Consider the following 24,058-nt stretch of genomic DNA (forward strand, 5'->3'; position numbering starts at 1 on the left):
AATATCCCCGGGAATTTGTCAGATCGCGCCAAGATTGAACCCGGGGCAATGGTTCAGTCCTGGATGCGCAGTGCGAGGGCCGGGCAGCGCCGCACCGCGCGCAGCGCCTTCTGCCGCAGCTGTACCGGCACGGGCATGGACGCCTGGGCCGGAAAGCCGTCCGCGTCGAGCCGCACCACGTCGGGCAGGACGTCCACGCACAGCCCGTGCCCCTTGCAGAGGGTCCAGTCGACCACCAGCCGCTCCGGGCTCTCGTCCTCGGGCAGCGGAAGGGCGCCCAGCACCCGTCTGCCGCAGCCGCTGCCGAGCGCATGGTCCCGGAACTCGTCCGGGAACGTCTTGAGCGCCGAGGCCACGAAGGCCGAGGTGCCGTCGGGATGGCTGCACGCACCGCGTCGCAGGACCGCCTTCATGCGCGCCTCCAGCATTTCGAGGGCGGCTCTGCCCCCGCCCCGGATGGCGTCCTCCAGTACGTCGGCCAGTGCGGGCAGCCCCCGTACGCAGGGGCCGCACTGGCCGGCCGACTCCTTCGCCATCCAGCGGGTCACGCGGGCCACCTCGCCGGCCGGGCAGGTGTCCTGGGGCAGCGGCAGCACCGCCCCCGCGCCCAGCCTCGCGCCGAGCGAGTCGAGGGAGGCCCGCGACACCTCGGCGGCGCGGGCCGACCCCGGATCGAGCCATTTCCCGTGATAGCCGCCGACCAGGACGCCCTGGCCCGGATCGGTGCCGCACAGTTCCAGGATGTAGGAGAGCGCGGCCCCGGTCGGGGTCTCGACGACCGTGGTGCCGGCGACGGTCAGCAGGACGGTGCCCGGCTCGCTGGGCAGGCCGGTCGTACGGTAGTCCAGCGCGCCGAGCCGTGCGGCGACGGCGAGCTGGGCGAAGGTCTCGGTGTTGGACAGCAGGGTGGGCACGCCGTTCAGGCCCCGGTCGCTGGTGCGCACCTTCTGCCCGGACGGCAGGGTCGGGCCACCGTTCAGACCGTTCACATGGGCCGTTCCCTCGCCCGTGACGAAGCGTTCGGGAAGCCGCGTCACCTGCACCCGGCGGCCGGCCGGGCCACGTTCCGCCACGGCCTGCCGTACCGACTGCTCCACGTCGCCCCTGGTGACGCCCACCACGATGTCCTCGGCGTTCAGCGCGGCGGCGGCCAGCAGGGCTCCGTCGAGCACCAGATGCGGGGCGTGCAGCAGCAGTGCGGTGTCCTTGAGGCAACTCGGTTCGCCCTCACTGCCGTTGACGACGACGGCGGTCTGCCCGTCCCGCCCGCGGGCCGACTGCATGACGGCGCGCAGCTTCCGGGTGAAGGGGAAGCCCGCACCGCCGCGGCCGCGCAGGTCGATGTTGTCGGCGAGGTCGACGAGTTCGTCCGGCCGGTAGCGCGGCAGTGAGCCGTGCGTGGTCAGATGGGCCACGCGGTCGAGCCGCTCGGCCTGGTCCAGACCGGCGAGCAGTCGGGGGGCGCCCACGCAGCCGAGGCTGGGGCGCGGGTCGCCGCTCACATCCACCGCTCGGGGGTGGCGAACTGCTCGGTGTCCGCGGTCGAGCTGACCCGGCTCGGTGCGTACACGGCGGCACGCGGCGGTTGTTCGGGCCGGGGCGGCGGGGCCGGGCTCGCGGTCACGGCAGCTGCCGCCGGACGCGTTCCGCGCCTGGGCCGGGGGACGGTGGCCTTGACGGGTGTCTGCGGCACGGGCTGGGGGACGGGCGGCAGGGTGGCCGTGTCGCGGATCCGGGACCTGACGCGTACCACGAGCACGCCGGCGATACCGAGCACGGCCAGTGCGTAGGCCACCGTGACCCAGGTGTCGGCGGCGCGGCCCGACTTCAGGCCGTGCACCAATGAGGCGCCCCACGCCGGATAGGCGCCGAAGTGCAGGGCCCGCCACCACAGCGAGCGGCGCTTGGTGGCGAACACGCTGCGCGCCGCTCCGGAGACGGCCACCGCGATGAAGAGGTATCCGGCCAGGGAGCCGAGTCCGACCAGGACGGGCCGGGCGTCGTCCGTGAACGGCACCATCGCGGAGGCGGCGGTCGTCCGCTGTTCCGCGATCTTGACCCAGATATGGAGGACCAGGAAGCCGAGCCCCGACACGGCGAGGCCGCGGTGCACCCCCTGGGCGAGCAGCCGGTGGCCCGAACCCAGGATCACCCGGTCGGTCGCCATCAGCCCCCACAGGACGGTGGAGGTGAGCGAGACGAGCGATATGACGCCCGCCCCGAAGTCGAGGAAGTCCCATACATGGCTGAGGGCGCCCGCGCGGGCGGCCACGGTGACGGCCACGACGGCCGCGCCCGCGGCGCAGAGCACGCCGGGGCTCAGCCTTCCGGCCGTGGGGAGGAGGGAGGGCCGCCGGACGGCCCGCCTTCCGGCCGCCGGAGCCGCTGCCGCGTGACGGCTCTTGCGGCGGGCTCTGTGTGAGCTGGGCATGTGAGGCTGGGGCAGGGGCATCCAGTTCTCCTGTGCGCCTGGGCGTCCGAGCACTCCACCTGGCGCTCGGCACCCGGGGGTCGTTGTCGTCTCTGCCCGGCAGCGCTGTGAAACTCCGCGCCGGCCGAGGGAACTTGGGGCCGGAGTGCAGCAGCATCGTGGAGCTGCACAGCAGCTCCACAGGATTTATCGAAACGTGATAATTTCTCGCAGCGCGTCTCCGAGGCATCGAACAACACCGGAAGATTCCCCTCCAGCGGAGGTTGCGACAGGCCACCGCGCCGCCCGCCACCTACGCGTCCCCGACGGCAAAATCAAGGTAAAAGAACGGGACCGTAAGTGGCCGGACCTCTCCAGGAGGGAGTACGAGGGCCGCAACTCGTGTGTCAGGAAAGGACGTTGACGCACGAGGCAACCTCGGCGGGCTTGTCGCTCTTCCCCGGACAAGCCTCACCCCGGCACGAACGAGGAAAACGATGTGTGAACTTCTGAACCGCATCTGGTCCCGCCCACGTGGCGAGTGGACGCGCGTCCTGCGCAGGGAACTCCCCGCGCTGGCCGCCGAGATAGTGGAGGAGCTTCTGCATGGAATTCCGGAATTTTCCGCACTTATCGATGACAACGATGCCATTGATGACGAGTTGTTCCGGCAGCGGGTGGAAGAGGCTCTCCTCACCGTCCTCGGCTATCAGGAACAACCCCGGGAACAAGCACCGGACGAGCACGATGAACTGGCCGAGAGCGAGGACGAGATCGAGAACCAGGTCGACGTCAAGGTCGAGAACAAGTTCGAGAGCAAGGCCCGCCGTGGGATCACCCCCGGGATCGCGGCCATGGACGAGTGCGAAGTCACGCACGAGGGCCGCCACGAAGGCCTGCGCGAGGCCCGCAGCGAAGGCTTGCGCGAGGCCCGCAACGAGGGCCGTCACGAGGGCCTGCGCGAGGCCCGGCACGAAGGCCTGCGCGAGGCCCGCAGCGAAGGCTTGCGCGAGGCCCGCAGCGAAGGCTTGCGCGAGGCCCGCAACGAAGGCGCCCGCGAGAGCGACCGGGCGCGGCAGGAGCTCTTCAAGGCCCTCACCGACGACCGGGCCGCATCCGAGATGTCCCTCGGCGAAATCGCGGAGGAGGCCGGCTGGCCCCTCCCGTCCGCCGTACGGGCCATCGTGCCGGCCACGCCCGGCGAGACCCAGCAGCTCGCCGCCGCGATGGACCACGCCCTCGTCGGCATGTTCGCGAGCCGGCCCTGCCTGCTCGTCCCCAGTGCCGACCCGGACGCCCGCGGCCCGCTGGAACACCTGCTGCGCGGCCGGTTCGCGTCCGTCGGCCACGCGGTCCCGCTCCGTGACACGGCCTCCTCACTGCGCTGGGCGCTGCGCCTGTCCGCGCTGACCCCCGCCCGTTCGGGCCTGGAGGCCCGCCCCGTCTTCGTGGACGACCACCTCTCGACCCTGCTGCTGCTCCAGGACGAGCCCCTGGCCCACGCGCTGGCCGCCCGGTGGCTCCGCCCGCTGGCCGATCTGACCCCCCGCCAGAGCGAGCGGCTGGAGGTGACCCTGCTCGCCTGGCTGGAGGGCGGCGGGGCTCCCGAGGCCGCCAAGGCCCTGAGTGTGCACCCGCAGACCGTGCGGTACCGGATGCGCCAGCTCGAGAAGCTCTTCGGGACCGGCCTGCGGGACCCCCGTACCCGCTTCGAGCTGGAGATGGCTCTGCGCAGCCGCCGGCTGATGGCCCAGGTACGCCGTCAGCACTCGAGGGTGGGCCGCAGGGCCGCCCGCGTGATCCAGGCGGACTTCACCCCCCTGGTCGTCGGACGCATGGCTCGCGTCAACGGCCTGTAGCACCGCACGCAGCCCGGCCCGGTCCCGTATCACGGGGCCGGGCCGGGCTGCGTCGTGCGTACGCCGCGGTGTGCAGCCGCGGTGTGCAGCCGCGGTGCGTGGGGTGCTGAGCGTGCGCCGCTGTGGGTGGACCGCCGGGCGTGCGCCGCTTCGTGTCGTCGGGAGTGGAACGTCGTGTGTACGCCGCCGGGGACGCGGCGGCGGCGTACACACGCGTGCGGTGTTGGCCCGAAGTCGGCTTCGGGCCAACACCTTTCCCGGGGCGGACGCGGGTGGTGGGGAGAGGAGCGTCCGGCCCCGGGAGTGGAGGGGGAGTCGTGCCGCTGGGATCAGCGGCAGGTACGTCCGTCGTTGATGCAGCCCACGGCCTTGTTCATCAGGCCGTTCGACATCACGTTGATGAAGTCGTCGTGGTCGGTCACCGGCTTGTGCAACTGCTCGGGGAAGCTGTCGACGGCGAAGCGGGCGCCCGGCGCCACCCCGTAGGTGAGGCGCATGACCAGCTGCGGAATGGCCTTGAAGCCCTTCTGGCAGCGGCCGTTCTTGTCCGGGAAGGCCACGTGGGTCCGGTGGTTGGCGCTGTCGATGTTCTTGCCGTCCCAGCAGCTCTGGAAGGTGAAGCTGCGCACGACGTCGCTGCCCTTCGGGCAGACCGGGTACTTGTCCTTCAGCTGGCGGTTCTCGAAGCCGGTGCAGCTCCACGAGGCGTTGGCGTTGGCCGTGCCGTTGGTGAAGGCCTTGGCATCACCGGTGATGATGCGCAGGAAGCGGGGCATCGCCGTCACCTTGCCGACGGGGCTGCCCTTGAAGGCGATCGACACCTGCTTCGGCTTCAGGATGGTGCCGACGTTGGCGTCCTGGCCACCGCCGGGCGCCTTCGCGTCCCGCTCCACCTTGCCGTCGCGCAAGCGCAGTACGGGCCAGTAGTAGCTGGACTGGTCCCCGTTGCCGCAGGTGGTGCCGGACTTGGCCAGGCTGTCGTTGGTGGAGAAGGCGTCGGTGGAGTTGTTGCCCACGTAGTCGTGCATGTGGTGCGCGCCGTTGGAGACGCCGGGGGCGACGATGACGTTGTCGGGGTTGAAGTGGCCGTTGTCGTTGCGGCCGCACTGGGAGGTGAAGGATCCCTTCGAGGCGCCCCCCTGGGCCGCGGGAGCCTTCACGTTCGGCCGGATCTTGGTGATGTTGACGAAGTCGCTCTTGGCCGGACCGCCCTTCTGCCCGGCGGCCTGGTTGGCGACCCCCTGCTCGCCCTTGCTCGCGGCCGCGGCTGCGGCGTCGTCCGCGGCGGGCGCCTCCTTCATCGTGCACGCGCTCAAGGACTGGAGGTCCGCGGGACGTTCGGCGGAGCGGCCTATCGCGTCGGCCATGCCCTTGATCGTCTTGTCGCGCTGCTGCTTCAGGTCACCGAGGAGGGCGGCGTCGCCCTTCGCCTTGCCGGCGGCGAGCCGCTGGTAGGCGTCGGCCACCTGGTCGTCCAGCTTGGCGAGGTTCTCGTCGACCTCGGGTTTGGCCTGGTCGGGGACCGCGGTGAGTTTCTCTCCCACGTCGGGGCAGTCGATGGTCGATGTCATCTCTGTCGCACGGTTGCCCCCTTGGCCGGCGGACGCGTTTCCGGCGACGACGGCGACCCCGCCACCGCCCAGCACGAGCGCGGAGATCACGCCCAGGACCTTGTTCGACAGCCGTGGGCGTTTGTGGCCCTTTTTACTCATGCGATCACTTCACTTCGTCGGTTGGACATTGTCGGAGAGCACGTCGAAGTCGACGAGTCCGGTGTCTTCGAGGACCGTGATGTGGTCCAGAACCGTGGTGTTGGCGGACGTGGCGAGGGCTCGGACCATGGAGTTGCGGGTCTGGGCCCGGATTCCGGCCAACAGTGCGAACACCTTTCCGTGCGCTCGGCGCAGCAACTGGACGAACAGTCGTTCGTATTCTTCGCCGCGCGCACGATTCAGCTGGCCCAGCCAGTCCTGCTGCTGCGCGGAGGGCTGGTTGGGCAGATCGATACCGAGGGCCCCGCCGACCTGAATGACCTGCCGGTCCAGCTCGGTGTGGCCGTCGATGAGGTGCTGCCCGGCCGTACGCACCGCAGGGCGCGTACCGCGCTGCTGGGCCTGGCGACCGGCGGGCAGCTCCCACAGTCCGGCGAGCCGGACCTTGCGGACGAAGTCCCGGTCCGCGGCGGTCAGCGGCCCGTAGGCCGTGCTCAGCGTTCCGCCGCCGTCGTCATCGCCCGCCGGACCCGTGGCGGCGGCCGAGGCCCGGCTGCCGAAACTGTCCACGGGTATCAGCAGCGCGATCAGGGTGAGGGCAAGAGCGGTGATGACGAGGCCGCTTCCGATCGTGTATCTCGTGGCCATCGACAAGCTGCTGATGGATCTCCGCCGCAATGACAGCACTGTGCCTCCTCGCTCCAGGGGCCGGGAGGGGGTGGCGGGGCAGGAGGGTCCGCACATGCCGTGCGGTGCACACCCGCATTCCCGGGGTGTCACGGGACGCTAGTGCCGGGCGCGGCGCCGCTGCCGGAGGACATCACCATCGGACAAACATCCCGGCGCGCCGTCGGAAGGCTGATATCTTGCCGCGCGTCGGCCCGTACGGACGGGCGGTGCCACCCGTCATGCCTGCGGGCCCGCCGTCATGCCGCCGGCCGCAGCGCTGAGTCCGTCGACGACCCGGCCGTCCCGTCCCCGGGCGCGGTCGGCCCGGACCGGTCCCCGAGGGACCTGACCTCCTTGCGTCAGATGCGGCCGAGCCGCCCGGCTGCGCCTGGATGCCGGTCGCACACGACCCCACCGGCTCGCCGCCGGGGCCCGTCACAAGGGGCGTCGGCCGGCGAGCCGGCCGGCCGTGCCCCCGGACGTTCCGGCGGCGGACTGACTACCAAGATCCACCTCGCCGCCGACAGCCGCTGCGGGCCGCCGGCCTCCGTCCTCACGCCGAACCATGCTGGTGACGCACCCGCGTTCGAGCGGGTCATGGCCCGGTTGCGGGTGCCTCGGCGAGTCGGCCGCCCCGGGGTCACGCCGGACGTGGTCCTGGCCGACAAGGCCTACGCCGTCGAACGCTGCAGCAACAAGCTCAGGCAGTGGCGCGGCCCGGCGATCCGCCAGGACAAGACAGCCGCCACCTACCTCGCCGGACTCCACCTCGCCGCCCTCTTCATCCGGTCGGCCAGGTGACCCGCGAAGGACACGCCCTAGCTGCCCTTCTCGAAGGTGCCGAGGCCGTTGGCGTCCAGGTACTCCACCCGCATCCTGCCGTCGGTGAAGGTCACCCCGGTGCGGCCGATGGCGTTCTCGCCGGCGGTCTCGAAGCTGAAGGTGTCCCCGTCGTAGTGGGTGAGGGGGAAGGCCATCGGCTTCGGTCCCAGGTGCAGCAGCAGCCCGCCGCCCGGGCCGGCCGTGACGGTGGCCCGCCCGTAGAACGCGTTGGTGTACGTACCGGTGTACGCGCTGTCCGCGCGGGCCGGCTTCGGGTCCGCGGGCGGCTTGGCGAAGTCCGTCTTCGAGCGGCCCTCGCCGAGCTGCTGCTTGTAGGCCTCGGCCACCACGGGCAGCCAGTCCCGGCTGGGCTTGCCGAACTCGGCGGTGTCGAAGAAATTGAGGGCGACGGTGTCGGGGAGACCCGTGGGGGCGCCGTTGGAGAGCACCACGATCGCGAGCTTCTCGGCGGGGACCAGGGTGACGTTGGTGTTGGTGCCGAGTGCGAAGGCGCCGGCGTGGCTCAGACGCAGGCGGCCGTGGTCGTCGTAGCGCACGTTCCAGCCCAGGCCGTAGTAGCCGGGCTGGGTGTTCGGTTCGGCGGGCGGCTGGCTGATGCTGTGCGGGAGGTGGGTCTCGGCCAGGCCGGCGCTGTTGACGACCTGCTTGCCGTCGAGCTTTCCGCCGCCCAGCTGGAGGCGTAGCCAGCGGGCCATGTCCCGGGCGTTGGAGCTGACGCCGCCGGCCGCGGTCTGTGCGTCGGCGTCGCGCACGTAGCGCGGCTTCCAGGTGCCGTCGTCGGTCTTGACGTGGGTGAGGGCGCGGTCGGCCGCCTTCTCGTAATCGCTGAAGCGGGAGCTGGTGTGCGTCATCCCGGCGGGCTTGTACAGCAGGTCTTCGGAGAGCTTGTCCCAGGGCACGCCCTTGGCCTTGGCGACGGCCTCGGCGGCCGCGGTGAAGCCGAAGTTGGTGTACGCGTAGCTGGTGCGGAACGGGCTGAGGGGCTCGTAGCGCAGGTGCGACAGGATGTACGCCTGGTCGTAGCCCAGGTCCTCAAGGAGGTCGCCCGAGTGATCCGGCAGGCCCGAGCGGTGCGAGAGCAAGTCGGCCGCCGTGACGTGCGAGCTCACCCATGGGTCCTTGAGGGTGACGTCCTTGAGCGGGTCGTCGAAGCCGTCTGCGCCGAGGGCCTGTGCCAGGACGGTGGAGGCCACCGCTTTGGAGACCGAGGCGAGCTGGAAGACGGTGTCCGGGCCGACCTTGTCGCCCGGGGCATCGGTGCTGCGGACACCGAAGCCCTTGAGGTAGACGACCTTGTCGTCGTGGACCACGGCCACGGAGACGCCGGGCACCCCGGTGCGCCGCATGCCGTCCTGCACCTGCGAATCCAGCGTGTCCAGGGCCCTCGCCACGTCGAAGTCACCGGGGCTCGGCGACGGTGCGGCGGCGGCGGCGGTCCCGGACGTCAGGGCGAGCCCGGCGACCAGGGCCAGCCCTCTCCGCTTGCTGTTGCGCCGCATACGTCCATTTAACGCCGGTCCCGCGTCGGGCGCCCGGGGAGAGCCGGGGCACGGGAAACGGCGGCGGGGCCGCTCTCGCGGCCCGCCGCCGTGGTGGACTGGGGCCCGATCCGGAAGCAACCGGGCGCCTTCGAGCGGCCTTCCGCTCCCCTCCCCTCGGGCTTCCAGTGCGCATCGACCGGACGTACCGGTCCCGTCCGCGCCCGGGACGGTGTCCCGCGGAGGCGGGGGAGGGCCGGGGGCGCAAGCGCTGCCCCGCGGCCCTCCCGTCGGCACGTCCGGAGGGTCAGGCGAGCGCCGCTGCCGCCGTGAGCATGCGCTCGGCGGCCCGGTCGGGCCGCGAGGCCGGGGGCTCCGGCGCCGGCTCGGCCGCGCGGGTGTCCGTCAGGAGCGCGATGAGGGAGGTGCGGGCCCGGGCGACGCGGGAGCGGACCGTACCGATGGGGCAGCCGATGGCCGTGGCCGCCTCGGCATAGGACAGACCCAGCAGCTGGGTCAGGACCAGGGCTTCCCGGCGCTCGGACGGGATCACGGCGAGCAGTTCGGCGAGGGCGATGCCGTCCTCGAAGCCCGGCACGTCGTACGGCTGGGTCTGCTCGGCAGCCGTCTGCCAGTCACAGCGGTCCGAGAGTCTGGGCCGGGCCGCCGCGTGCCGGAGGCTGTCCACCACCGTGCGCCGGGCTATCGACAGCAGCCAGGTGCGCGCGGAGGAACGGCCCTCGAACCGGGGCAGGCTCGCGAGCGCACGGAGGAAGACGTCCTGGGTGAGGTCGTCGGCCGCCTGGGTGTCGGCGCTGAGGTAGGCCACGTAGCGCCAGACGTCACGCTGGAGCGCGCGCACGAACCGGTCGGTCTTCACGGGATCGCCGTCGCGGGCGTCCAGCGCCAGCAGGGTCACCGCGGCGTCGGCGTCCTGGGTGCGCCGGGCCGGCCGGTCGCCGGCGGTACAGGAAGGGGTCGTCAGGGCAGCAGTCATCGCCACAAGGTCCTTACGGGCAAGGGGGGTCCGGCGCCGCGTGCGGCGGGGCCGGTGAGGAGTACGGCCTGCCGGAAGGCACGACCGAGGCCCGAGGCGCGGTACGCGGGCGCGAGAGCGGTCGCGGACGCGGCTCGGGGAACCAGCTGTCAGAGGACAGCGGTTCCCGCCGGCGGACCCCGCGAGGTGATGGCGTGGACCAGGAAGAGCCGCCGCGGCGCGCGCTGCCGGCGCCGGTGTCCCCTCCGCAGGCGCGGCGGGTGGGACACCGGCGCGGCCGTACGGAGCAGCAGCCGCAGCGGGGTCCAGAGGCGTCCGGCGACGGCGCGCAGCACCCGGAAGGCGGCCCGCTCACCGTGGGCGAGCCACAGCCCGCACAGCACGGCGGCCAGCAGGTGAGCGGCCAGCATGCCGGCCGGTGACATGGCGGCCGCGTCGTGCACTCCGGCCGGCAGTTGCCCGCCGGCCGCGCCGGACCCACCGCTGACGGCGGACGCGGCGTCCGCCGTCCCGTGCATGAAGGGGTGTACGTGAGCTGCGGCTTCCTGCGTTCCGCTGCCCGGCGGCGACGGTGACATCCGCCCGGATCCGGCCGTCGGTGAGGCCGGGACGAGGGACTGGGACAGGGAGAAACCGGCGTGGAGCAGGCCTTGGACGGCGACGGCCGCCGAGGTGACGGCGAGCAGTCCGCGCTCGCGGCCGGCGAGGGCCCAGGCCGTCGCCGCCGTGCCGGGGAACGCGACGGACAAGGCCCACCAGGGAACCGCCGCACCCGACATGAGCATGTGCCCGGTGGCCGCGAGCAGCACACAGAGGGCTGCGAACATCGCAGCCCTCACGGCGCGTAAACAGCGGACCGGGTTCATGGAGGGCTCATCCTTGCACCGGCCTCTCGAGCCGCACATCAGGGTGCGCACTTCCGGACAAGTTCCCGCGTCCGGCCTTGTCACGGCCGGGCCGCACGCCTCATGTGGTGCAGGGCACAACGGAACGGGGGAACCGGCCCGCCGCTCCCACCGACTGCCTACCCGCTCGGTCGGAGAGTTCAACGTCCTTGGAAGGGAGACTTCGTGGCGGCGGAGGGGACGGCGACCGCATCGCCGGTGGAGAAGGACGACGGGGCGGGGCGGCAGTTGACCGCGCTCCTCACCTGCGCCATGGCGTTCTCGATGCTGCAACTGTTCCTCCTGGGAGCGCTGGGCCCGCGCCTGGTGACCGAACTCGGTGTGTCGCCCGCGGTGCTGGGGCTGACGACCACGATCGGATTCGGCACCGCCGCCGTCCTGTCCCCCGCGGGGGGCCGGATCGTGGACCGGATCGGTCCGCGGCGCTCGCTGGTGGTCCTGCTGCTGGTCTCCGCGGCGGCGCTCGCCCTGATCGGTGCGGCGCCCGGCGCCGGGCTGCTGCTCGGCGCCGTCGCACTGGGCGGCGTACCCCAGGCTCTGGCCAACCCGGCGACGAACAAGGCCGTGCTGCGGGCCGTGCCGCCCGCCCGGCGCGGCGCGGTGACCGGGCTCAAGCAGTCCGGTGTGCAGCTGGGCGCCTTCGCAGCCGGACTGCCGCTCGCCCTGCTGGCGGGCGGCATCGGCTGGCGGGGCGCGGTCTGGACGGGAGCGGGCGCGGCCCTGCTCGCCGGGTTGTGGGCACTGCGCGTACTGCCCGCCGACCCCGCCCCGCCGCCCGCGGGTCCCCGTACGGCGCTCGTGCCGCGGGGGATGGTGGCATGGCTGGCGCTCTTCTCGCTGTTCCTCGGAGCCGGCATCGCCTCCGTCAACACCTACCTCGCCCTCTTCGGCGCACAGCGGCTGGGCATGGGCCCGACGGCGGCGGCCGCCCTGGTCGCCGTACTGGGCGTGGCGGGGATCGCGGGCCGGGTGGGGTGGTCGAAGGCGGCCCGGCCCGGGCGCGCCGAGTGGCTGCCGGGCTGGCTGGCCTGCGGGGCCCTGGGAGCGGCGGTACTGCTCGCGGCCGCCCTGGTGGCCGGCCCGCTGGTGTGGGTCGGGGCGATCGCCGTCGGCGTCTTCGCCGTCTCCGGCAACGCCGTCTCGATGGTGCTGGTCATGCAGCGGGCCGCCCCCGGCCGGGCCGGACAGGACTCGGCACTGGTCGCGGCCGGATTCTTCGGCGGATTCGCGGTGGGACCCCCGCTGTTCGGCCTGCTCGCGCAGAGCAGCCGGTACGGGCCGGGCTGGCTGCTGGTGGCGGTGGAGTTCGCGACGGCGGCGGCCGTCGCGTTCCTCTGGGCCGTACGGGACCGGCGGGAGGGCGGGGCGTGAGCACGGGCGCGACCGGGCTCGACCACGCCTTCGCGGCCGTCATGGAGCGGGTGGCGGTGACCGCCGGGGCGGTGGGCACCCGCTTCCCGCTGTACGCCGACCCGCAGGACGGGCGGTGGACGACCACCGGCCGCGGTTCGTGGACCGGCGGGTTCTGGGCCGGGCTGCTCTGGCTGAGGGCGCGGTACACCGGCGACGGGGCCGACCGCCGCGCCGCCGCCGCGTGCACCGCCCGGCTCGCACCATGGGTCCGGGCCGACACCGCCACCCGCGGCCTGATCTTCTGGTACGGGACCGCTCCGGCGGGCGACGACACCGAGGCCACCGCGCTGCGGGACCGCGCCGCCGCGGCCGTGCTGTCGGCCCATGACGGCGAACTGGGGCTCGTGCCCTGGGGGGACGCGCTCGGCGGGCCCCGCATGCTCGCCCGGGTGGACGGCGTGCCCGGGACCGTACCGCTGCTGACCGGGGCCGGGCCGCACGGGGCCGCCGCCGCGGCCGCCCACCTCCACCGCCACCTCGACCTCTGCCTCGGCGCGAACCCTCCGGTCCTGAGGCCCGCCCTGCGCCTCGACGGAGCCGCGGGCTGGCAGCCCTGCGCGGATCCGCCGCCGGGCTGGAGCCGGGGACGGGCCTGGCTGCTCCTCGCCGTCGCCGACGCCCTGCTCCGCCCGGACCTTGCGGCGGCCGGCTCCACCGCCCGTCTCCACGAGGCGGCCGAACTCCTGCTGGAGCAGGGCGGGTTCCCGCCCTGCGGCCTCGTCCCGGCGGCCGACGAGGCCCGGCCGCACGGGCCGCTCGACACCTCGGCCGCCGCGATCACCGCGGTCGCCCTGCTGAAACTCGCCCGTGTTCCCGGTCCCCGTGCGGCGCAGAGCGCGTACCGGGCCGAGACGATCCTCGGCCGCCTGGCGGAGAGCCACCTCAGCGGCCCGGGCTCCGGCCGGCCGCCCGGGATGCTGCTGCACGGTTGCTACGACGCCGCGAAGGGGCTGGCGGTCCGGCACGAACTCGTCTGGGGCGACTTCTTCCTGGCGCTCGGCCTCGCCGCCCTGCACGGGGTCGTCGACATCACCCGCGTGTAGCGGCTCACTTCGGGCCGCGACCCTCCCCTTCCCCCTCCCGCCCGTACGCGCGCAGCACGCGGCGGGCCACGGAGGTGATGTGCAGCTCGTCCGGACCGTCGAGGATGCGGGCGGCGCGTCCGGTGCGGAAGAGCGCGGGCAGCGGGGTGTCCGGACCCAGCCCGGCGGCGCCGTGGACCTGGATGGCGGAGTCCGTGACCTGCTGGAGCATGCGCGCGGCCGCGACCTTGGCCAGCCCCACCTCCGTACGCGCGTCCTGCCCGGCATCGATCAGAGCCACCGCCTCGTGGACGAGGGGCCGGGTGGTGCGCAGGGCGAGGAGGGCGTCGAAGACGTGGCCCTGGATCAGCTGCTGGTCGGCGAGGGGCCCGCGGGATCCGCTGCGGGTGGCGGCCCGCTCGCACATGAGGTCGAAGGCGCGCTGGGCCTGGCCGAGCCAGCGCAGGCAGCGCAGTGTGCGGCCGAGCTGCAGCCGCTCACCGGCGATCGCGAGTGCATCGCCCGGCTCGCCGAGGAGGTGGTCGCCCGGGATCCGGACCCGGTCGAGTGCGATCTCGTACTGGCCCCCCGTACCGAGGACGGGGAGTTCGCGTACGACGCGGAAACCGGGCGACGCCGTGGGCACGAGCAGCAACGACAGCCCCTCGCGGGCACCGGCGCTCCCGCCGGTGCGGGCCATGACCGTCACCAGGTCGGCGCCCGCGGCGCCGGAGGTGAACCACTTGCGGCCGGTGACGAGCCAACTGCCGTCCGGGCCGCGCTCGGCGCGGGTGCCGGTCCCGAACGGATCGGTGCCGGGCACGTCCGGCTCGGTCATGGCGTAGCAGGTCCGCATCTCCCCGGCGACCAGCGGCTTCAGGTACGCCTCACGGACCGCGGACCCGCCGTGCCGCGCCAGCATGGTCACATCGAGCAGCGGGGCGGACCCCAGCGCGGCCGGACCGTGGTCACTGGCTCCCTCCGCCTCGGCCAGCCCGGCGTACGTCCGGAAGTCCAGCCCGCCGCCGCCCAGTTCCACGGGCAGCGGCAGCGCCCACAGCCCCTCGTCCCGGGCCCGGCCGCGCAGTGCGGTCAGCGCGTCGGCCGCAGCGGGGCCGCCCCCGTCCAGTACGGGCTCCAGGGGGATCACCCGGGAGCGGACGAACCGATCGATCCGCCCCCTCAACTCCCCTTCTGTGAACTGCTGTTGGGTGCACGAGCTGCGGTCCGTGTCTGGATCGGTCACTGCATTCCTCCTCATTCCCGGGAACTCGCGGGAACGGCCGGCCGACTGTCTGTCCGTGGAACTGGTCGGGTGCGGACGCTCCCGGGTTCCCGTATTCGGCAAGACCCGGGCGTCGGCCACCGCCGCGCCAGGAGAGGAGAGGCATGGCGTCACCAGCAACCACGCAGACGGTCCGGCCGCTCGACACACTGCGCTTCGACACCTCGGGGCCCCCGCAGATCACGAGCGTCGTCACCGATCACCTGCGGCTGCTCGGCGCACGGACGGACCGCCCCGGACCCGGGGACGCGTCCACCGGCGGCGCCGCCGGCGACGGCGGCACCACGCTCACGGGCGGCGGTTTCGACCCGGCGCACGCGAGGGCCACCTGGGGGGATCGCGCACGCGGGCTCGCCGACGAGGCCACGGTGCAGGCCGCCACCGGCATCATGGCCGTGCACGGCCGACGCGACGGCGGCCCGCGCGGCCTGGCGGTCGACTACGCGGCCACGGCCACCGGCGTCCTGACCGTGCAGGGGCTGCTCGCGGCCCTCGTGGGCCAGGCCCGCGGCGGCGCCGCGGCCGCGGTCACCACCGGCGCGGACCGGGCGGGCCTGCTCGCGGTATCCCAGTACCTCGCCGCCGCCGGGGCCGACGAGGGAGAAGCCGCCGAACTCGCCCCGGGCGGACCTCCGTTCACCTCCGCCGACGGCGTCCTCTTCGAACTGGAGACACTCGATCCGGGAGCCTGGGCGGCCTTCTGGAAGGCTCTGGAGGCACCGGCCGAGGCCTTGCGGGCCGGCTGGCGGCCCTTCCAGTTCCGCTACGCCACCGCCTGCGCCCCCTTCCCGGCCGCCCTCCACCTCACGGCGCGGAGCCACACCTGGGAGCGGATCCGCCGGGCCGCGACCGCCTACGGCGCCGAGGTGTGCGCCCTGCACCCGCTCGCGGAACGGGCCGCCGAACACGATGGCGCTGCCCCCTGGTCCCTGGTACCGACGGTCGCCGGGTCCATGTCCCTCGGACCGCACCGGCCGTCCGCCGGCCCCCTGCCCGGCGCCCCGCTGGCCGGGCTGACCGTGCTGGAGGCGGGCCGCCGTATCCAGGCACCGCTCGCGGCGCACCTGCTCGGGCGCCTCGGAGCCGACGTGATCCGGATCGAACCGCCGGGCGGCGACCCGCTGCGCGGCATGCCCCCGGCCTGCTCCGGGATCTCCGCGCGCTGGCTCGCCCTCAACCGGGGCAAGCGGGCCGTCGAGATCGACATCAAGCGCGACGTCGACCGGCATCGTCTACGGGAGCTGGCGGCCGGTGCCGACGTCTTCCTGCACAACTGGGCGCCCGGCAAGGCCGCCGAGCTCGGCCTCGACTCCGATGACCTCGCACGGGTCAATCCCGCGCTCGTCTACGCGTACACGAGCGGCTGGGCCGACCGGATCGAGGACGCCCCCATGGGCACCGACTTCATGGTCCAGGCCCGGACGGGCGTCGGCGAAGCCGTCCGCCCCGAGGGAGTGCCCCCGGCGCCCTCACTGATGACCCTGCTGGACGTACTCGGAGGGCTGCTCGGCGCCGAGGCCGTCCTCGCCGGGCTGCTGCTGCGCGAACGCACCGGCCACGGCGTCCGGGTGGACTCCTCCCTGCTCGGCGCGGCCGACACGCTGACCGCCCCCGCCCTGCGCCGGACGGCCCGCGGGGAGAACCCCCGGCGACCGGCCGGGTTCCGCCTCCCGCGGCGGACGGCGGACGGCTGGCTCGCGCCCGCCGACGCCGATGCCCACGCCGTGGCCGGCCACGACCTGGCCGGCCTGTCCACGACCGAGGCCCTGGCCCGGCTGCACGAGCACGGGCTGACCGCGACCGCGGTCACCACCGAGCTGTCCGATCTGCACCGCGATCCGCGTTTCACCGGCTCGATCAGCCGCGACGCGCACGGCGCGCCCGCAGTCCCCGACCCCTGGAGCTTCGTATGACCGCCGACAGGCTCGTCCTGCACGACCTGCTGCCCGCCGAACTCCGCCGCTCCTGGGTGGTCGACGGCACCTGCCCCGATCTCGACCTCTACAGCCTCTTCCGGGCACGCCAGATCGCCGACCTGCACCGGACGGCGGTCATCGATGCCAAGGGCAAGCTCTGCTACACCGCGCTGGACCGCAAGGTGCGATGTCTGGCCACCGGCCTCAGGGAACTCGGCATCGGCCCGGGCGACGTGGTCGGCGTACAACTGCCCAACAACCGGAGCGCCGTCATCGCCGATCTGGCGCTGGCCGCGCTCGGCGCGATCGCCCTCCCGTTCCCGGTGGGCCGGGGAGTCCTCGAGGCCGAGTGCCTGCTGCGCCGTGCCGAGGCCGTCGCCGTCATCGCGGCGACCGAGCACCGGGAGTTCCGGCACGCGGCGGATCTGAGCACGCTCGCGGGCGCGCTCCCGGCGCTGCGCCACGTCATCGCGGCGGGGCGGCCCGGATCCGCCCCTGAAGGAACGATTCTGCTATCGGGTCTGCTGCGCTCCGATCCCAGCGGATTCGTGCCCGCCCGGCCCGACCCCGACAGCGCCGCGCGCATCCTCGTCTCCTCCGGCTCCGAGGCCGAGCCGAAGATGATCGCGTACTCGCACAACGCGCTGGCCGGCGGCCGCGGAAACTTCCTCGCCTCCCTCATCCCGGACCGGACCCCACCGAGCTGCCTCTTCCTCGTACCGCTGGCTTCCGCCTTCGGCTCCAACGGCACCGCCGTCACCCTCGCCCGGCACGGCGGCACCCTGGTCCTGCTCGACCACTTCACCCCGGAAGCGGCGATCGAGGCGGTACGCGAACACCGGCCGACGCACATCCTCGGCGTGCCCACCATGGTCCGCATGATGCTGGAGCGCCTCGACGGGACGGACGAGAAGCTGCCCGCGCCCACCGCGCTGGTCCTCGGCGGGGCGCCCCTCGACGAGACCACCGCGGCCGCCGCGGCCGAGGCCTTCGGCTGCTCCGTGGTGAACCTCTACGGCTCCGCGGACGGCGTCAACTGCCACACCGGCCTGGGCAGCACGGTGCCGCCCACCGACGGATCCGGGGTCGTCGCCGGCCATCCCGACCCCCGGGTCGCCGAGATCCGGATCGCCGATCCCGACACGCACCGACCGCTGCCCGACGGCGCCGTCGGCGAGATCATCTCGCGCGGCCCGATGACCCCGCTGTGCTACGTGGGCGCCCCCGACCTGGACGCGCGCTACCGTACGCCCGACGGCTGGGTCCGCACCGGTGACCTCGGGTACCTCGACTCCGACAGCGTCCTGCACATCGTCGGGCGACTCAAGGACATCGTCATCCGCGGCGGCGCGAACATCAGCCCGGCCGAGGTGGAACGCGAACTCACCGCGCACCCGCAGGTCCGGGACGTGGCCTGCGTCGGCGTCCCGGACCCGCTGATGGGGGAGAGGCTGGCGGCCTGCGTGGTACCGCGGGGCGGGCAGCACCCCACGCTCGCCTCCCTCGGCGAACACCTCACACGGCGCGGGCTGGAACGGCGCAAGCACCCGGAGCGGCTCCTGCTGCTCGCCGAACTGCCCCTGACGGCGGCCGGCAAACCGGACCGGGCGGCGCTGCGGGAGCTCCTCGCCGAGGTCCCGCTCGCCCAGGCGGGATGAGGGACGGGCCCCGGCCCCGACGGGGCCGGGGCCCGTCCCTGCGATCGGTGGTGTGGTGCCGGGCCGCCCGGGCGGCGTCCTGGCAGGATGGCCGCATGGAACGTGTGCTTGGAATCGGCGGACACTTCATGCGGGCGGCCGACCCGGCGGCCCTGAGCGCGTGGTACCGCGACTGCCTGGGCCTGGACACCGATGAGTACGGTCTGTGGCAGCAGGCGGCCGGGCCGACGGTCTTCGCGGCGTTCGAGTCCGGGACCGACTACTTCGGGTCCCGCACCCAGCAGACCATGCTGAACTTCCGCGTCCGCGACCTGGACGCAATGCTCGCGCAGTTGCGCGCCAAAGGGGCGGACGTGGCCGGGGAGACGCAGGACATGGACGGCGTCGGCCGCTTCGGCTGGGTCACCGACCCCGAGGGCAACCGTGTCGAGCTGTGGCAGCCCGCCTGACGGCGTCCTTCCGCGGGCGGCAGCGGGCCGCGCTCGAGCGGTGCCTCGTGCTCGAGCGCGGCCTTGAGGCCTTGAGGCTGTGAGACCTTGAGGCCCTGAGGCCGTCCGGGCTCAGGAGCTGCCCATGGCCTTCTTCAGTTCGGCCGCGGCGTTGCGGTAGACCGCCAGGAGGTCCAGGTCCTCACCCGGGTAGTTGACGATCTTGACCTGCTTCGCTCCGGAGTCGGGCAGCACCGTGCCCGTGGACATGTGCGCGTTGTCCAGCACCAGTTCCGGCTTCTTCGCCGCCAGCTCCGCCAGCTGCGCCGGGGTCACGGCCTCGGGGCCGTACGTGCCCACCGTGGTCGCGCCCGCCAGCTTCGCCGACCACGCGGTGAACACCTGCGTCACGACCGACGGGCTGCGGCCACCGGGCCAGCCCGCCTGGACCTCCTTGTTCAGCTGCGCATACTCGGTGTCGAAGCCGGTCTTCCACCGCGTGGCGGCATCCTCGGTGCCGAACAGCCCGCCCAGCCTGGCGACTTCGGCCGCCGCTTTGGCGGGGTCGTTGTCGAGGTTCACCTCGACCAGCCGCGCCTTGGAGCCGGCAGCCTCCTTGATCTTCGCGGCGTACGGCTCGAAGGGCGCGTACAGCACGAAGTCGGCCTTGGCCACGGCGGCGAGGTCCGACGGCTTGGGGTCGTAGTCCGGGGCGTGGTGGACCGACTGCGGCACGATGACCTTGACGTCCTCGGCTCCCGCGGCCTTGGCGAAGGCGCCCTCCCAGGTGGTGGTCACGACCACGACCGGTTTCCCGTCGTGCGGTTGCTCGCCGGCCTCGGACGAGGCGTCGTTCCCGCAGGCGGCGGTCAGGAGGAGGGCCGCGCTCAGTGCGAGGAGGGAAGGGATACGGACGCTGGTGCGCGCCATGAGCTGATTCTCCGTTCGGGTATGAAATGCACCGCGAGGACCAGCGCCCCCGCGGTCAGGACGAGGACCGGGCCGGGCGGCCAGTCCAGCCACAGGGCCAGCAGGAACCCCGTCAGGTTCACCGCGACGCCGATGCCGACCGCCCAGAGGGTGATCGACTTCAGCGAGCTGCCCAGGCGGCGCGCGGCGAGTGCGGGCAGCAGGGTCAGGGCGTCGACGAGCAGTGCGCCGGTGAGTTTGATCGCCCCGGCGACCGCGATGGCGACCAGCACCAGCAGTGCGGCCGTCAGCGCGCGCACCGGCACGCCGGAACACTGGGCGAGTTCACGGTCGTACAGCAACAGGCCGATCTCGCGCCGCCGCCACCAGAACAGGCCGGGCACGACGACGGCCAGGACGCCCAGGACGACGAGGTCGGAGGTGCCCACCGACAGGATCGACCCCCACAACAGGGCGAAGGCGCCGGAGGCGTTGACCCCGGAAACGGCCAGCAGCAGGAGCGCCGCGGCGATGGCCAGGCTCATCAGCAGGCCCATCGCCCCCGACAGCCCGTCCGGGGTCCGGGCGAGCGGGGCCACGCCCGCACCTGCCAGCGCGCAGGCCACCAGCGCGCACAGCATCGGGTCGAGCCCGGTGAGCAGGCCCACGGCGATGCCCAGTAGGGCCACGTGCATCATCGCGAACCGGACCGGCATGATGTCGAGCCCGACGATGACCACACCGATGACCGGCAGACCGATCGCGGCCAGCAGCAGGGCCACGCCCGCCCGTTGCACGGGCAGCAGCTGGAGGAGTTCACCGAGGTCGGCGGTGGCGAGGGTCACCGGACCTCCCGCAGCCGGCCCGCGGCCATCTCCAGCACGCGGTCGCAGCGGTCCGCCAGGGCCCGGTCGTGGGTCACCACGATGAGGGTCACGGGCAGGGAGGTGAGGACGTCCGCGGCCTCCGACTGCCCGTCGAAGTCGAGCGCGGCGGTCGGCTCGTCCGCCAGCAGCAACTCGGCCCCCGCGGCGATGCAGCCGATCGCCCGGGCCAGGTACATCCGCTGCAACTGGCCGCCGGAGAGGGTGTGCAGGGGCCGCCCGACGAGCGGGCCCACACCGAGCCGCTGCGCGGCCTCGGCCGCCTCCGCCGGGGCGTTGCTGGCGGCCAGCAGTTCGGCGCCCAGCAGCGGGAAGCGGCCGGCGGCCGGCTTCTGCGGGATCCAGGCGCAGGCCCGGCGCCGCCAGGCCCACTCCGCGGGAGAACGTCCCTCGCGGCCGCCGACCAGGATCGAGCCGGTCGTCTGGCGGTGCAGGCCGAGGACGGCGCGCAGCAGCGTCGTCTTGCCCGAGCCGTTGGTGCCGGTCAGGGCCACGCGTTCACCGGCGGCGATCTCCAGATCGACGTCGGCGACGGCCTCGACCCGTCCGTGCCGGCACACGACCTCCCGCATCCGCACATCCAGCCCGCCCATCACACCCCCACACTCGTCCTCCGCTGTGCGGGGAGGCGAAGCTCCGCCTCCCACACCGCAGTAGTCGGATGCGGGGCGCCCGGGGTTCCCGGCTGCCCGGGAACCGTTCGGGAGGGTGGGGTGGAAGGCCTCAGACCGGGTGGCCGTCGGCGTCCGTGGGGTCCTTCTGGGACGAGAACTTGTTCAGGAAGACGTCGTAGCGGCCGTCGGGGCGGCGGGTCATGGTCGCGCCGTCCTGCCAGATGCCGTTCTCGGGCCACCACCGGCTGCCGTACGGGTCGCCCTGGTTCTGGTGGACGTTGTGCATGCCCAGCCCGGAGTCGAACGGCTCGCCGAAGACCAGGATCGGCCGTCCGACGACGAGCATCGGCTCGAAGGCGGTGGCGGCCTCGAGGTTGGAACCGGAGGTCCAGGGCGGGGACGACTTCAGCAGCCGGTCGAGGAGTTCGCGCAGTGGGCCGGGCAGCCACGCGGGCCAGGCCGGCCGCCTGCGCAGGGCCGGATGGCGGAGGTAGTCGAGGGCGCCGGAGCGGGCCGTGCGGGCGAGTTCGTGGTAGCCCGGCGCCAGTGCGGGGACCGGCCCGAGTGCCGACGCGTCCAGGGTGAAGGCCTTCCACTGCACACCGGTGTCCGAGTCGTGGCTGTCCACGTCGACGGCGCACTTGTACCGCCCGTCCGGCGCGTCGACCCGGAGGTTGACGTGGTACCAGGAGCCTTCCATGTCTGGGGTGTCGCGGAAGTGCTGGTGCAAGGTTCCGGCCAGTACGCCGTAGTGGTCGAATGGCATGTTCCTCAGTGAAGCACCGGGTCCCGTGGCGGGCCATCAGGGCTCGGCCATGTGCGGGGCCAGCCGGTCGGGTGGTTCCGGCTCGCCGACCCGAGGAGGTCGACGCCGGCCGGATCGGGTGGCCCTACGGTCGATCCCGGGCGGCCGCTCGGGACCGCACCAACCGCCTACGCAAGAGGTCGAAGCTTCATGAGTCTCAGCATCCGCAACCAGATCGCAGGCACCGTCACCGCCGTCACCGTCGGCGAGGCCATGGCGGCGGTCAAGGTCCGTCTGGAGGGAGGTCAGGAGATCACCGCGGCCATCACCGCCGACGCCGTCAAGGAACTCGGCATCAGCGCGGGCTCCGCGGTGAAGGCCCTCGTCAAGGCCACCGAGGTGGCCCTGGCCACCGGGCCGGTCGAGAACATCTCCATCCGCAACCAGATCACGGGCACGGTGTCCGACGTCGCCACCGGCCCGGCCATGGCCGTCGTGAAGGTCAATGTGAACGGTGGCGGACTGACCGCGGCGGTCACCGCCGACGCCGTCGAGGCGCTGGGCCTGGCCGCCGGCTCCTCCGTCATGGCGCTGATCAAGTCGACCGAGATCTCCCTCGCCACCGCCTGATCCGCACACGGCCCCGGACACCGTCGGATGCCCGGCGCCGCCAGGGCGCCGAACCACACGTTCGTGACCGCGCTGACGCAGCGGGCCCCGCACCGGTCCGAGGGGACCACCAGCCGGGCCCCGGACCCGTTCAGGTCCGCCCCGTCCAGGCGGGTGGCCAGCAGCACCGGGCCGTCCCCGAAGTGTCCGGCCGCTGGTCGCCGCGGTCGGGCCGCTCGCATCGCTGTGCCGGACCTTGACGGTGGCGCCGCTGGCGTTGACGGCGTTCCCGCTGCAGATCGCGTAGGCGCGCACGGTGTTGTTGTTGCTGCCGCGCCTGCGACGCATCCGTGGTGGTTCTCGGGACTTCGGTCTGACCGAGGCGCTCGGCACGGCGTCGAACCAGGTCGGGGACAGCCGCGGCGGGGCGGGGTGTGCGGATGGAGCCTGCAGAATGCATCAGCGGGATCCGGCGGCAGATGCGCCGAAATCAGCGACTTCACCCGGCAGATGCCGTACTCGCCGGTAGGTGGGGTGGACGCCTTCGCCTGCGGCCTTTTCCTCCCTCCTGAGGTTTTTCCAATCCCTCGCCCGGTTCGTGGCGAATCCCTGATGAGGCTCCTGAGGTTGGAGGGGCCGCTTAACCGAAGACCGTCCGATGAAGGGAAGGAGGTGGGTGCGATGACCGGTTCGCTGTACACGCGGCGTCTGCTCGTGGGGGCCGCGTCGGCCGGGCTGCTGGCCGGCGGATCGCTGCTGGGCCTCGCCGGCACCGCGAACGCCGCCCCGGCGGCGTCCGCCACGGTGACCTCGACGCTCACCGGCGACCGTGACCGTGACCGTGACCGTGACCACCGTCAGAACCGGTGGGACCGGTGGGACCGCCATGAGCGGTGCACCTGGGTGAAGGGCCATTGGGACGCGAAGTGGCGGCACGGCAACTGGCACGACGATGGATGGAACAAGAGCTCCGGCCACTGGAGCAAGCAATGGGTACCGGGCCACTGGAACTGCCACAGCAAGTGGTAGCGCCGAACCGGTGTCAAGGGGTTCCGGGGCCGTCGCCCCGGTACCCCGCCCGGAACCGCTCGTACAGCGAGGAACCGTCATGGACACCGCAACCGCACCCCCGGCGCGGCCGGGCACCGTGCACCACCCCCTGCCGTCAGGGCCGCACGCTGCCCGGGAAGCCCGCCGCAGCGCCGCCCGCACCCTGGCCCTGCACCCCTGCCGCTGCCCGCAGGAGGCCGCCTGCGACATCCTGCTGATCGCCTCCGAGCTGGTCACCAATGCCGTGCGGCACGCCGTGCCCCCGTACGCACTCACGATCAGCCTCGAGCGAGGCCGGGCGGGCATCTGCGTCAGCGACGGCTCCGTCTCCCTGCCCCAGCGGGGCCCCGGATGCGGGACGCTCGCCACCCGGGGGCGCGGGCTGCAGATCGTCCGGGCGCTCGGCGCGGAGGTCTTCGTCAGCCGCTCACCGCGCGGCAAGCAGGTCATCGCCGTGATCACCTGGCCGGACACCTGACGGCCGGCATCCCTCGAAGGAGGGAACCGGCGGCCGTTCCCGCGCGTGCATGCCCGCCCATCCGCGCAGACGTCCGCTACGAAGAACCCTCAGACGATCCCCCGGCCGGACAAGGACCACCATGCGATGGACACCCCGCCCCCGGCCGGCCGCCCCCGGACCCTGCGTCCGGTC

At 73.2% G+C, this 24,058-nt stretch carries 21 protein-coding genes and 2 pseudogenes; 10 read left to right on the forward strand and 13 right to left on the reverse strand.

The window, feature by feature from the left end:
- Positions 1-53: 53 nt before the first annotated feature.
- Together ACGFZK_RS07025 and ACGFZK_RS07030 are read right to left on the reverse strand one after the other, a co-directional pair.
- Positions 54-1,469, reverse strand: coding sequence for an NADH-ubiquinone oxidoreductase-F iron-sulfur binding region domain-containing protein (locus ACGFZK_RS07025; RefSeq protein ID WP_393847789.1), 1,416 nt, complete (start codon positions 1,467-1,469; stop codon positions 54-56).
- Between the two features lie 29 nt (positions 1,470-1,498).
- Entirely contained in the window at positions 1,499-2,452 is a 954-nt protein-coding gene (locus ACGFZK_RS07030) for a hypothetical protein (protein WP_393847790.1), read from the reverse strand.
- A gap of 455 nt (positions 2,453-2,907) precedes the next feature.
- Here ACGFZK_RS07030 and ACGFZK_RS07035 point away from each other — a divergent pair, with 455 nt between their 5' ends.
- Positions 2,908-4,269 carry a helix-turn-helix domain-containing protein gene (locus ACGFZK_RS07035; RefSeq protein WP_393847791.1) on the forward strand — a complete coding sequence of 454 codons (1,362 nt, stop codon included), beginning with the start codon at positions 2,908-2,910 and terminating at the stop codon, positions 4,267-4,269.
- Positions 4,270-4,598: 329 nt separating this feature from the next.
- On the opposite strand, the gene ACGFZK_RS07040 is transcribed toward ACGFZK_RS07035, so the two are convergent.
- Positions 4,599-5,981, reverse strand: coding sequence for a DUF1996 domain-containing protein (locus ACGFZK_RS07040; RefSeq protein WP_393847792.1), 1,383 nt, complete (start codon positions 5,979-5,981; stop codon positions 4,599-4,601).
- Positions 5,982-5,990: 9 nt separating this feature from the next.
- Positions 5,991-6,629, reverse strand: a complete 639-nt coding sequence (locus ACGFZK_RS07045; RefSeq protein ID WP_393847793.1) for a DUF4142 domain-containing protein — start codon at positions 6,627-6,629, stop codon at positions 5,991-5,993.
- Between the two features lie 498 nt (positions 6,630-7,127).
- On the opposite strand from ACGFZK_RS07045, the pseudogene ACGFZK_RS07050 reads away from it, so the two are divergent.
- Positions 7,128-7,451: pseudogene (locus ACGFZK_RS07050) on the forward strand (IS5/IS1182 family transposase); the annotation flags it as partial.
- A gap of 17 nt (positions 7,452-7,468) precedes the next feature.
- Here ACGFZK_RS07050 and ACGFZK_RS07055 read toward each other — a convergent pair.
- The 3 genes from ACGFZK_RS07055 to ACGFZK_RS07065 form a co-directional block, all read right to left on the reverse strand.
- Positions 7,469-8,992 carry a serine hydrolase gene (locus tag ACGFZK_RS07055; RefSeq protein WP_393847794.1) on the reverse strand — a complete coding sequence of 508 codons (1,524 nt, stop codon included), beginning with the start codon at positions 8,990-8,992 and terminating at the stop codon, positions 7,469-7,471.
- Between the two features lie 286 nt (positions 8,993-9,278).
- On the reverse strand, positions 9,279-9,968 hold the full coding sequence (locus ACGFZK_RS07060) for a sigma-70 family RNA polymerase sigma factor (protein ID WP_393847795.1): 690 nt from the start codon (positions 9,966-9,968) through the stop codon (positions 9,279-9,281).
- Between the two features lie 149 nt (positions 9,969-10,117).
- Positions 10,118-10,795: a hypothetical protein gene (locus ACGFZK_RS07065; protein ID WP_393847796.1), complete on the reverse strand. Its 678-nt coding sequence runs from the start codon at positions 10,793-10,795 to the stop codon at positions 10,118-10,120.
- A gap of 243 nt (positions 10,796-11,038) precedes the next feature.
- Here ACGFZK_RS07065 and ACGFZK_RS07070 point away from each other — a divergent pair, with 243 nt between their 5' ends.
- Positions 11,039-12,244 (forward strand): MFS transporter, encoded by a 1,206-nt coding sequence (locus tag ACGFZK_RS07070; RefSeq protein ID WP_393847797.1) that lies wholly within the window; start codon positions 11,039-11,041, stop codon positions 12,242-12,244.
- Entirely contained in the window at positions 12,241-13,329 is a 1,089-nt protein-coding gene (locus ACGFZK_RS07075) for a sugar ABC transporter permease (RefSeq protein ID WP_393847798.1), read from the forward strand. The genes ACGFZK_RS07070 and ACGFZK_RS07075 overlap by 4 nt, the downstream gene beginning before the upstream one ends.
- A gap of 4 nt (positions 13,330-13,333) precedes the next feature.
- Here ACGFZK_RS07075 and ACGFZK_RS07080 read toward each other — a convergent pair whose 3' ends face one another.
- Positions 13,334-14,554: an acyl-CoA dehydrogenase family protein gene (locus ACGFZK_RS07080; RefSeq protein WP_393847799.1), complete on the reverse strand. Its 1,221-nt coding sequence runs from the start codon at positions 14,552-14,554 to the stop codon at positions 13,334-13,336.
- A 143-nt stretch (positions 14,555-14,697) separates the two neighbouring features.
- Here ACGFZK_RS07080 and ACGFZK_RS07085 point away from each other — a divergent pair, with 143 nt between their 5' ends.
- The 3 genes from ACGFZK_RS07085 (at position 14,698) to ACGFZK_RS07095 (ending at position 18,616) form a co-directional block, all read left to right on the forward strand.
- Positions 14,698-16,506: a CoA transferase gene (locus ACGFZK_RS07085; RefSeq protein ID WP_393847800.1), complete on the forward strand. Its 1,809-nt coding sequence runs from the start codon at positions 14,698-14,700 to the stop codon at positions 16,504-16,506.
- Positions 16,503-18,167: a class I adenylate-forming enzyme family protein gene (locus ACGFZK_RS07090; RefSeq protein ID WP_393847801.1), complete on the forward strand. Its 1,665-nt coding sequence runs from the start codon at positions 16,503-16,505 to the stop codon at positions 18,165-18,167. Before ACGFZK_RS07085 ends, ACGFZK_RS07090 begins: the two co-directional genes overlap by 4 nt.
- Before the next feature lie 95 nt (positions 18,168-18,262).
- Positions 18,263-18,616: a VOC family protein gene (locus ACGFZK_RS07095; protein WP_393847802.1), complete on the forward strand. Its 354-nt coding sequence runs from the start codon at positions 18,263-18,265 to the stop codon at positions 18,614-18,616.
- Positions 18,617-18,727: 111 nt separating this feature from the next.
- Here the strand turns inward: ACGFZK_RS07095 and ACGFZK_RS07100 are convergent, their stop codons facing one another.
- The 4 genes from ACGFZK_RS07100 to ACGFZK_RS07115 all read right to left on the reverse strand — a co-directional run bounded on the left by ACGFZK_RS07100 (position 18,728) and on the right by ACGFZK_RS07115 (position 21,768).
- Complete coding sequence (locus ACGFZK_RS07100) at positions 18,728-19,525, reverse strand: metal ABC transporter solute-binding protein, Zn/Mn family (protein ID WP_393847803.1); 798 nt, start codon at positions 19,523-19,525, stop codon at positions 18,728-18,730.
- On the reverse strand, positions 19,483-20,349 hold the full coding sequence (locus ACGFZK_RS07105; protein WP_393847804.1) for a metal ABC transporter permease: 867 nt from the start codon (positions 20,347-20,349) through the stop codon (positions 19,483-19,485). Before ACGFZK_RS07105 ends, ACGFZK_RS07100 begins: the two co-directional genes overlap by 43 nt.
- On the reverse strand, positions 20,346-20,981 hold the full coding sequence (locus tag ACGFZK_RS07110) for an ATP-binding cassette domain-containing protein (RefSeq protein WP_393847805.1): 636 nt from the start codon (positions 20,979-20,981) through the stop codon (positions 20,346-20,348). Before ACGFZK_RS07110 ends, ACGFZK_RS07105 begins: the two co-directional genes overlap by 4 nt.
- A gap of 130 nt (positions 20,982-21,111) precedes the next feature.
- Entirely contained in the window at positions 21,112-21,768 is a 657-nt protein-coding gene (locus ACGFZK_RS07115; RefSeq protein WP_393847806.1) for a DUF2278 family protein, read from the reverse strand.
- A gap of 189 nt (positions 21,769-21,957) precedes the next feature.
- Between ACGFZK_RS07115 and ACGFZK_RS07120 the strand changes: the two genes are divergently transcribed.
- Positions 21,958-22,377, forward strand: coding sequence for a molybdopterin-binding protein (locus ACGFZK_RS07120; RefSeq protein ID WP_393847807.1), 420 nt, complete (start codon positions 21,958-21,960; stop codon positions 22,375-22,377).
- Positions 22,378-22,421: 44 nt separating this feature from the next.
- Here the strand turns inward: ACGFZK_RS07120 and ACGFZK_RS07125 are convergent.
- Positions 22,422-22,559 (reverse strand): annotated as a pseudogene (locus ACGFZK_RS07125) (molybdopterin-dependent oxidoreductase); the annotation flags it as partial.
- Between the two features lie 478 nt (positions 22,560-23,037).
- On the opposite strand from ACGFZK_RS07125, the gene ACGFZK_RS07130 reads away from it, so the two are divergent.
- Entirely contained in the window at positions 23,038-23,385 is a 348-nt protein-coding gene (locus ACGFZK_RS07130; RefSeq protein WP_393847808.1) for a hypothetical protein, read from the forward strand.
- A gap of 79 nt (positions 23,386-23,464) precedes the next feature.
- Positions 23,465-23,884 carry an ATP-binding protein gene (locus ACGFZK_RS07135; RefSeq protein WP_393847809.1) on the forward strand — a complete coding sequence of 140 codons (420 nt, stop codon included), beginning with the start codon at positions 23,465-23,467 and terminating at the stop codon, positions 23,882-23,884.
- Positions 23,885-24,058 lie beyond the last annotated feature (174 nt).

Source organism: Streptomyces sp. NPDC048257, assembly GCF_043201855.1.
GTDB lineage: Bacteria > Actinomycetota > Actinomycetes > Streptomycetales > Streptomycetaceae > Streptomyces.

Coding starts and splice junctions, on each gene's coding strand:
- ACGFZK_RS07090 (WP_393847801.1), top strand. CDS start 16,503: ATGACCGCCGACAGGCTCGTCCTGCACGACCTGCTGCCCGCCGAACTC.
- ACGFZK_RS07035 (WP_393847791.1), top strand. CDS start 2,908: ATGTGTGAACTTCTGAACCGCATCTGGTCCCGCCCACGTGGCGAGTGG.
- ACGFZK_RS07115 (WP_393847806.1), bottom strand. CDS start 21,768: ATGCCATTCGACCACTACGGCGTACTGGCCGGAACCTTGCACCAGCAC.
- ACGFZK_RS07060 (WP_393847795.1), bottom strand. CDS start 9,968: ATGACTGCTGCCCTGACGACCCCTTCCTGTACCGCCGGCGACCGGCCG.
- ACGFZK_RS07085 (WP_393847800.1), top strand. CDS start 14,698: ATGGCGTCACCAGCAACCACGCAGACGGTCCGGCCGCTCGACACACTG.
- ACGFZK_RS07130 (WP_393847808.1), top strand. CDS start 23,038: ATGACCGGTTCGCTGTACACGCGGCGTCTGCTCGTGGGGGCCGCGTCG.
- ACGFZK_RS07100 (WP_393847803.1), bottom strand. CDS start 19,525: ATGGCGCGCACCAGCGTCCGTATCCCTTCCCTCCTCGCACTGAGCGCG.
- ACGFZK_RS07110 (WP_393847805.1), bottom strand. CDS start 20,981: ATGGGCGGGCTGGATGTGCGGATGCGGGAGGTCGTGTGCCGGCACGGA.
- ACGFZK_RS07120 (WP_393847807.1), top strand. CDS start 21,958: ATGAGTCTCAGCATCCGCAACCAGATCGCAGGCACCGTCACCGCCGTC.
- ACGFZK_RS07095 (WP_393847802.1), top strand. CDS start 18,263: ATGGAACGTGTGCTTGGAATCGGCGGACACTTCATGCGGGCGGCCGAC.
- ACGFZK_RS07135 (WP_393847809.1), top strand. CDS start 23,465: ATGGACACCGCAACCGCACCCCCGGCGCGGCCGGGCACCGTGCACCAC.
- ACGFZK_RS07055 (WP_393847794.1), bottom strand. CDS start 8,992: ATGCGGCGCAACAGCAAGCGGAGAGGGCTGGCCCTGGTCGCCGGGCTC.
- ACGFZK_RS07040 (WP_393847792.1), bottom strand. CDS start 5,981: ATGAGTAAAAAGGGCCACAAACGCCCACGGCTGTCGAACAAGGTCCTG.
- ACGFZK_RS07065 (WP_393847796.1), bottom strand. CDS start 10,795: ATGTTCGCAGCCCTCTGTGTGCTGCTCGCGGCCACCGGGCACATGCTC.
- ACGFZK_RS07030 (WP_393847790.1), bottom strand. CDS start 2,452: ATGCCCCTGCCCCAGCCTCACATGCCCAGCTCACACAGAGCCCGCCGC.
- ACGFZK_RS07045 (WP_393847793.1), bottom strand. CDS start 6,629: ATGGCCACGAGATACACGATCGGAAGCGGCCTCGTCATCACCGCTCTT.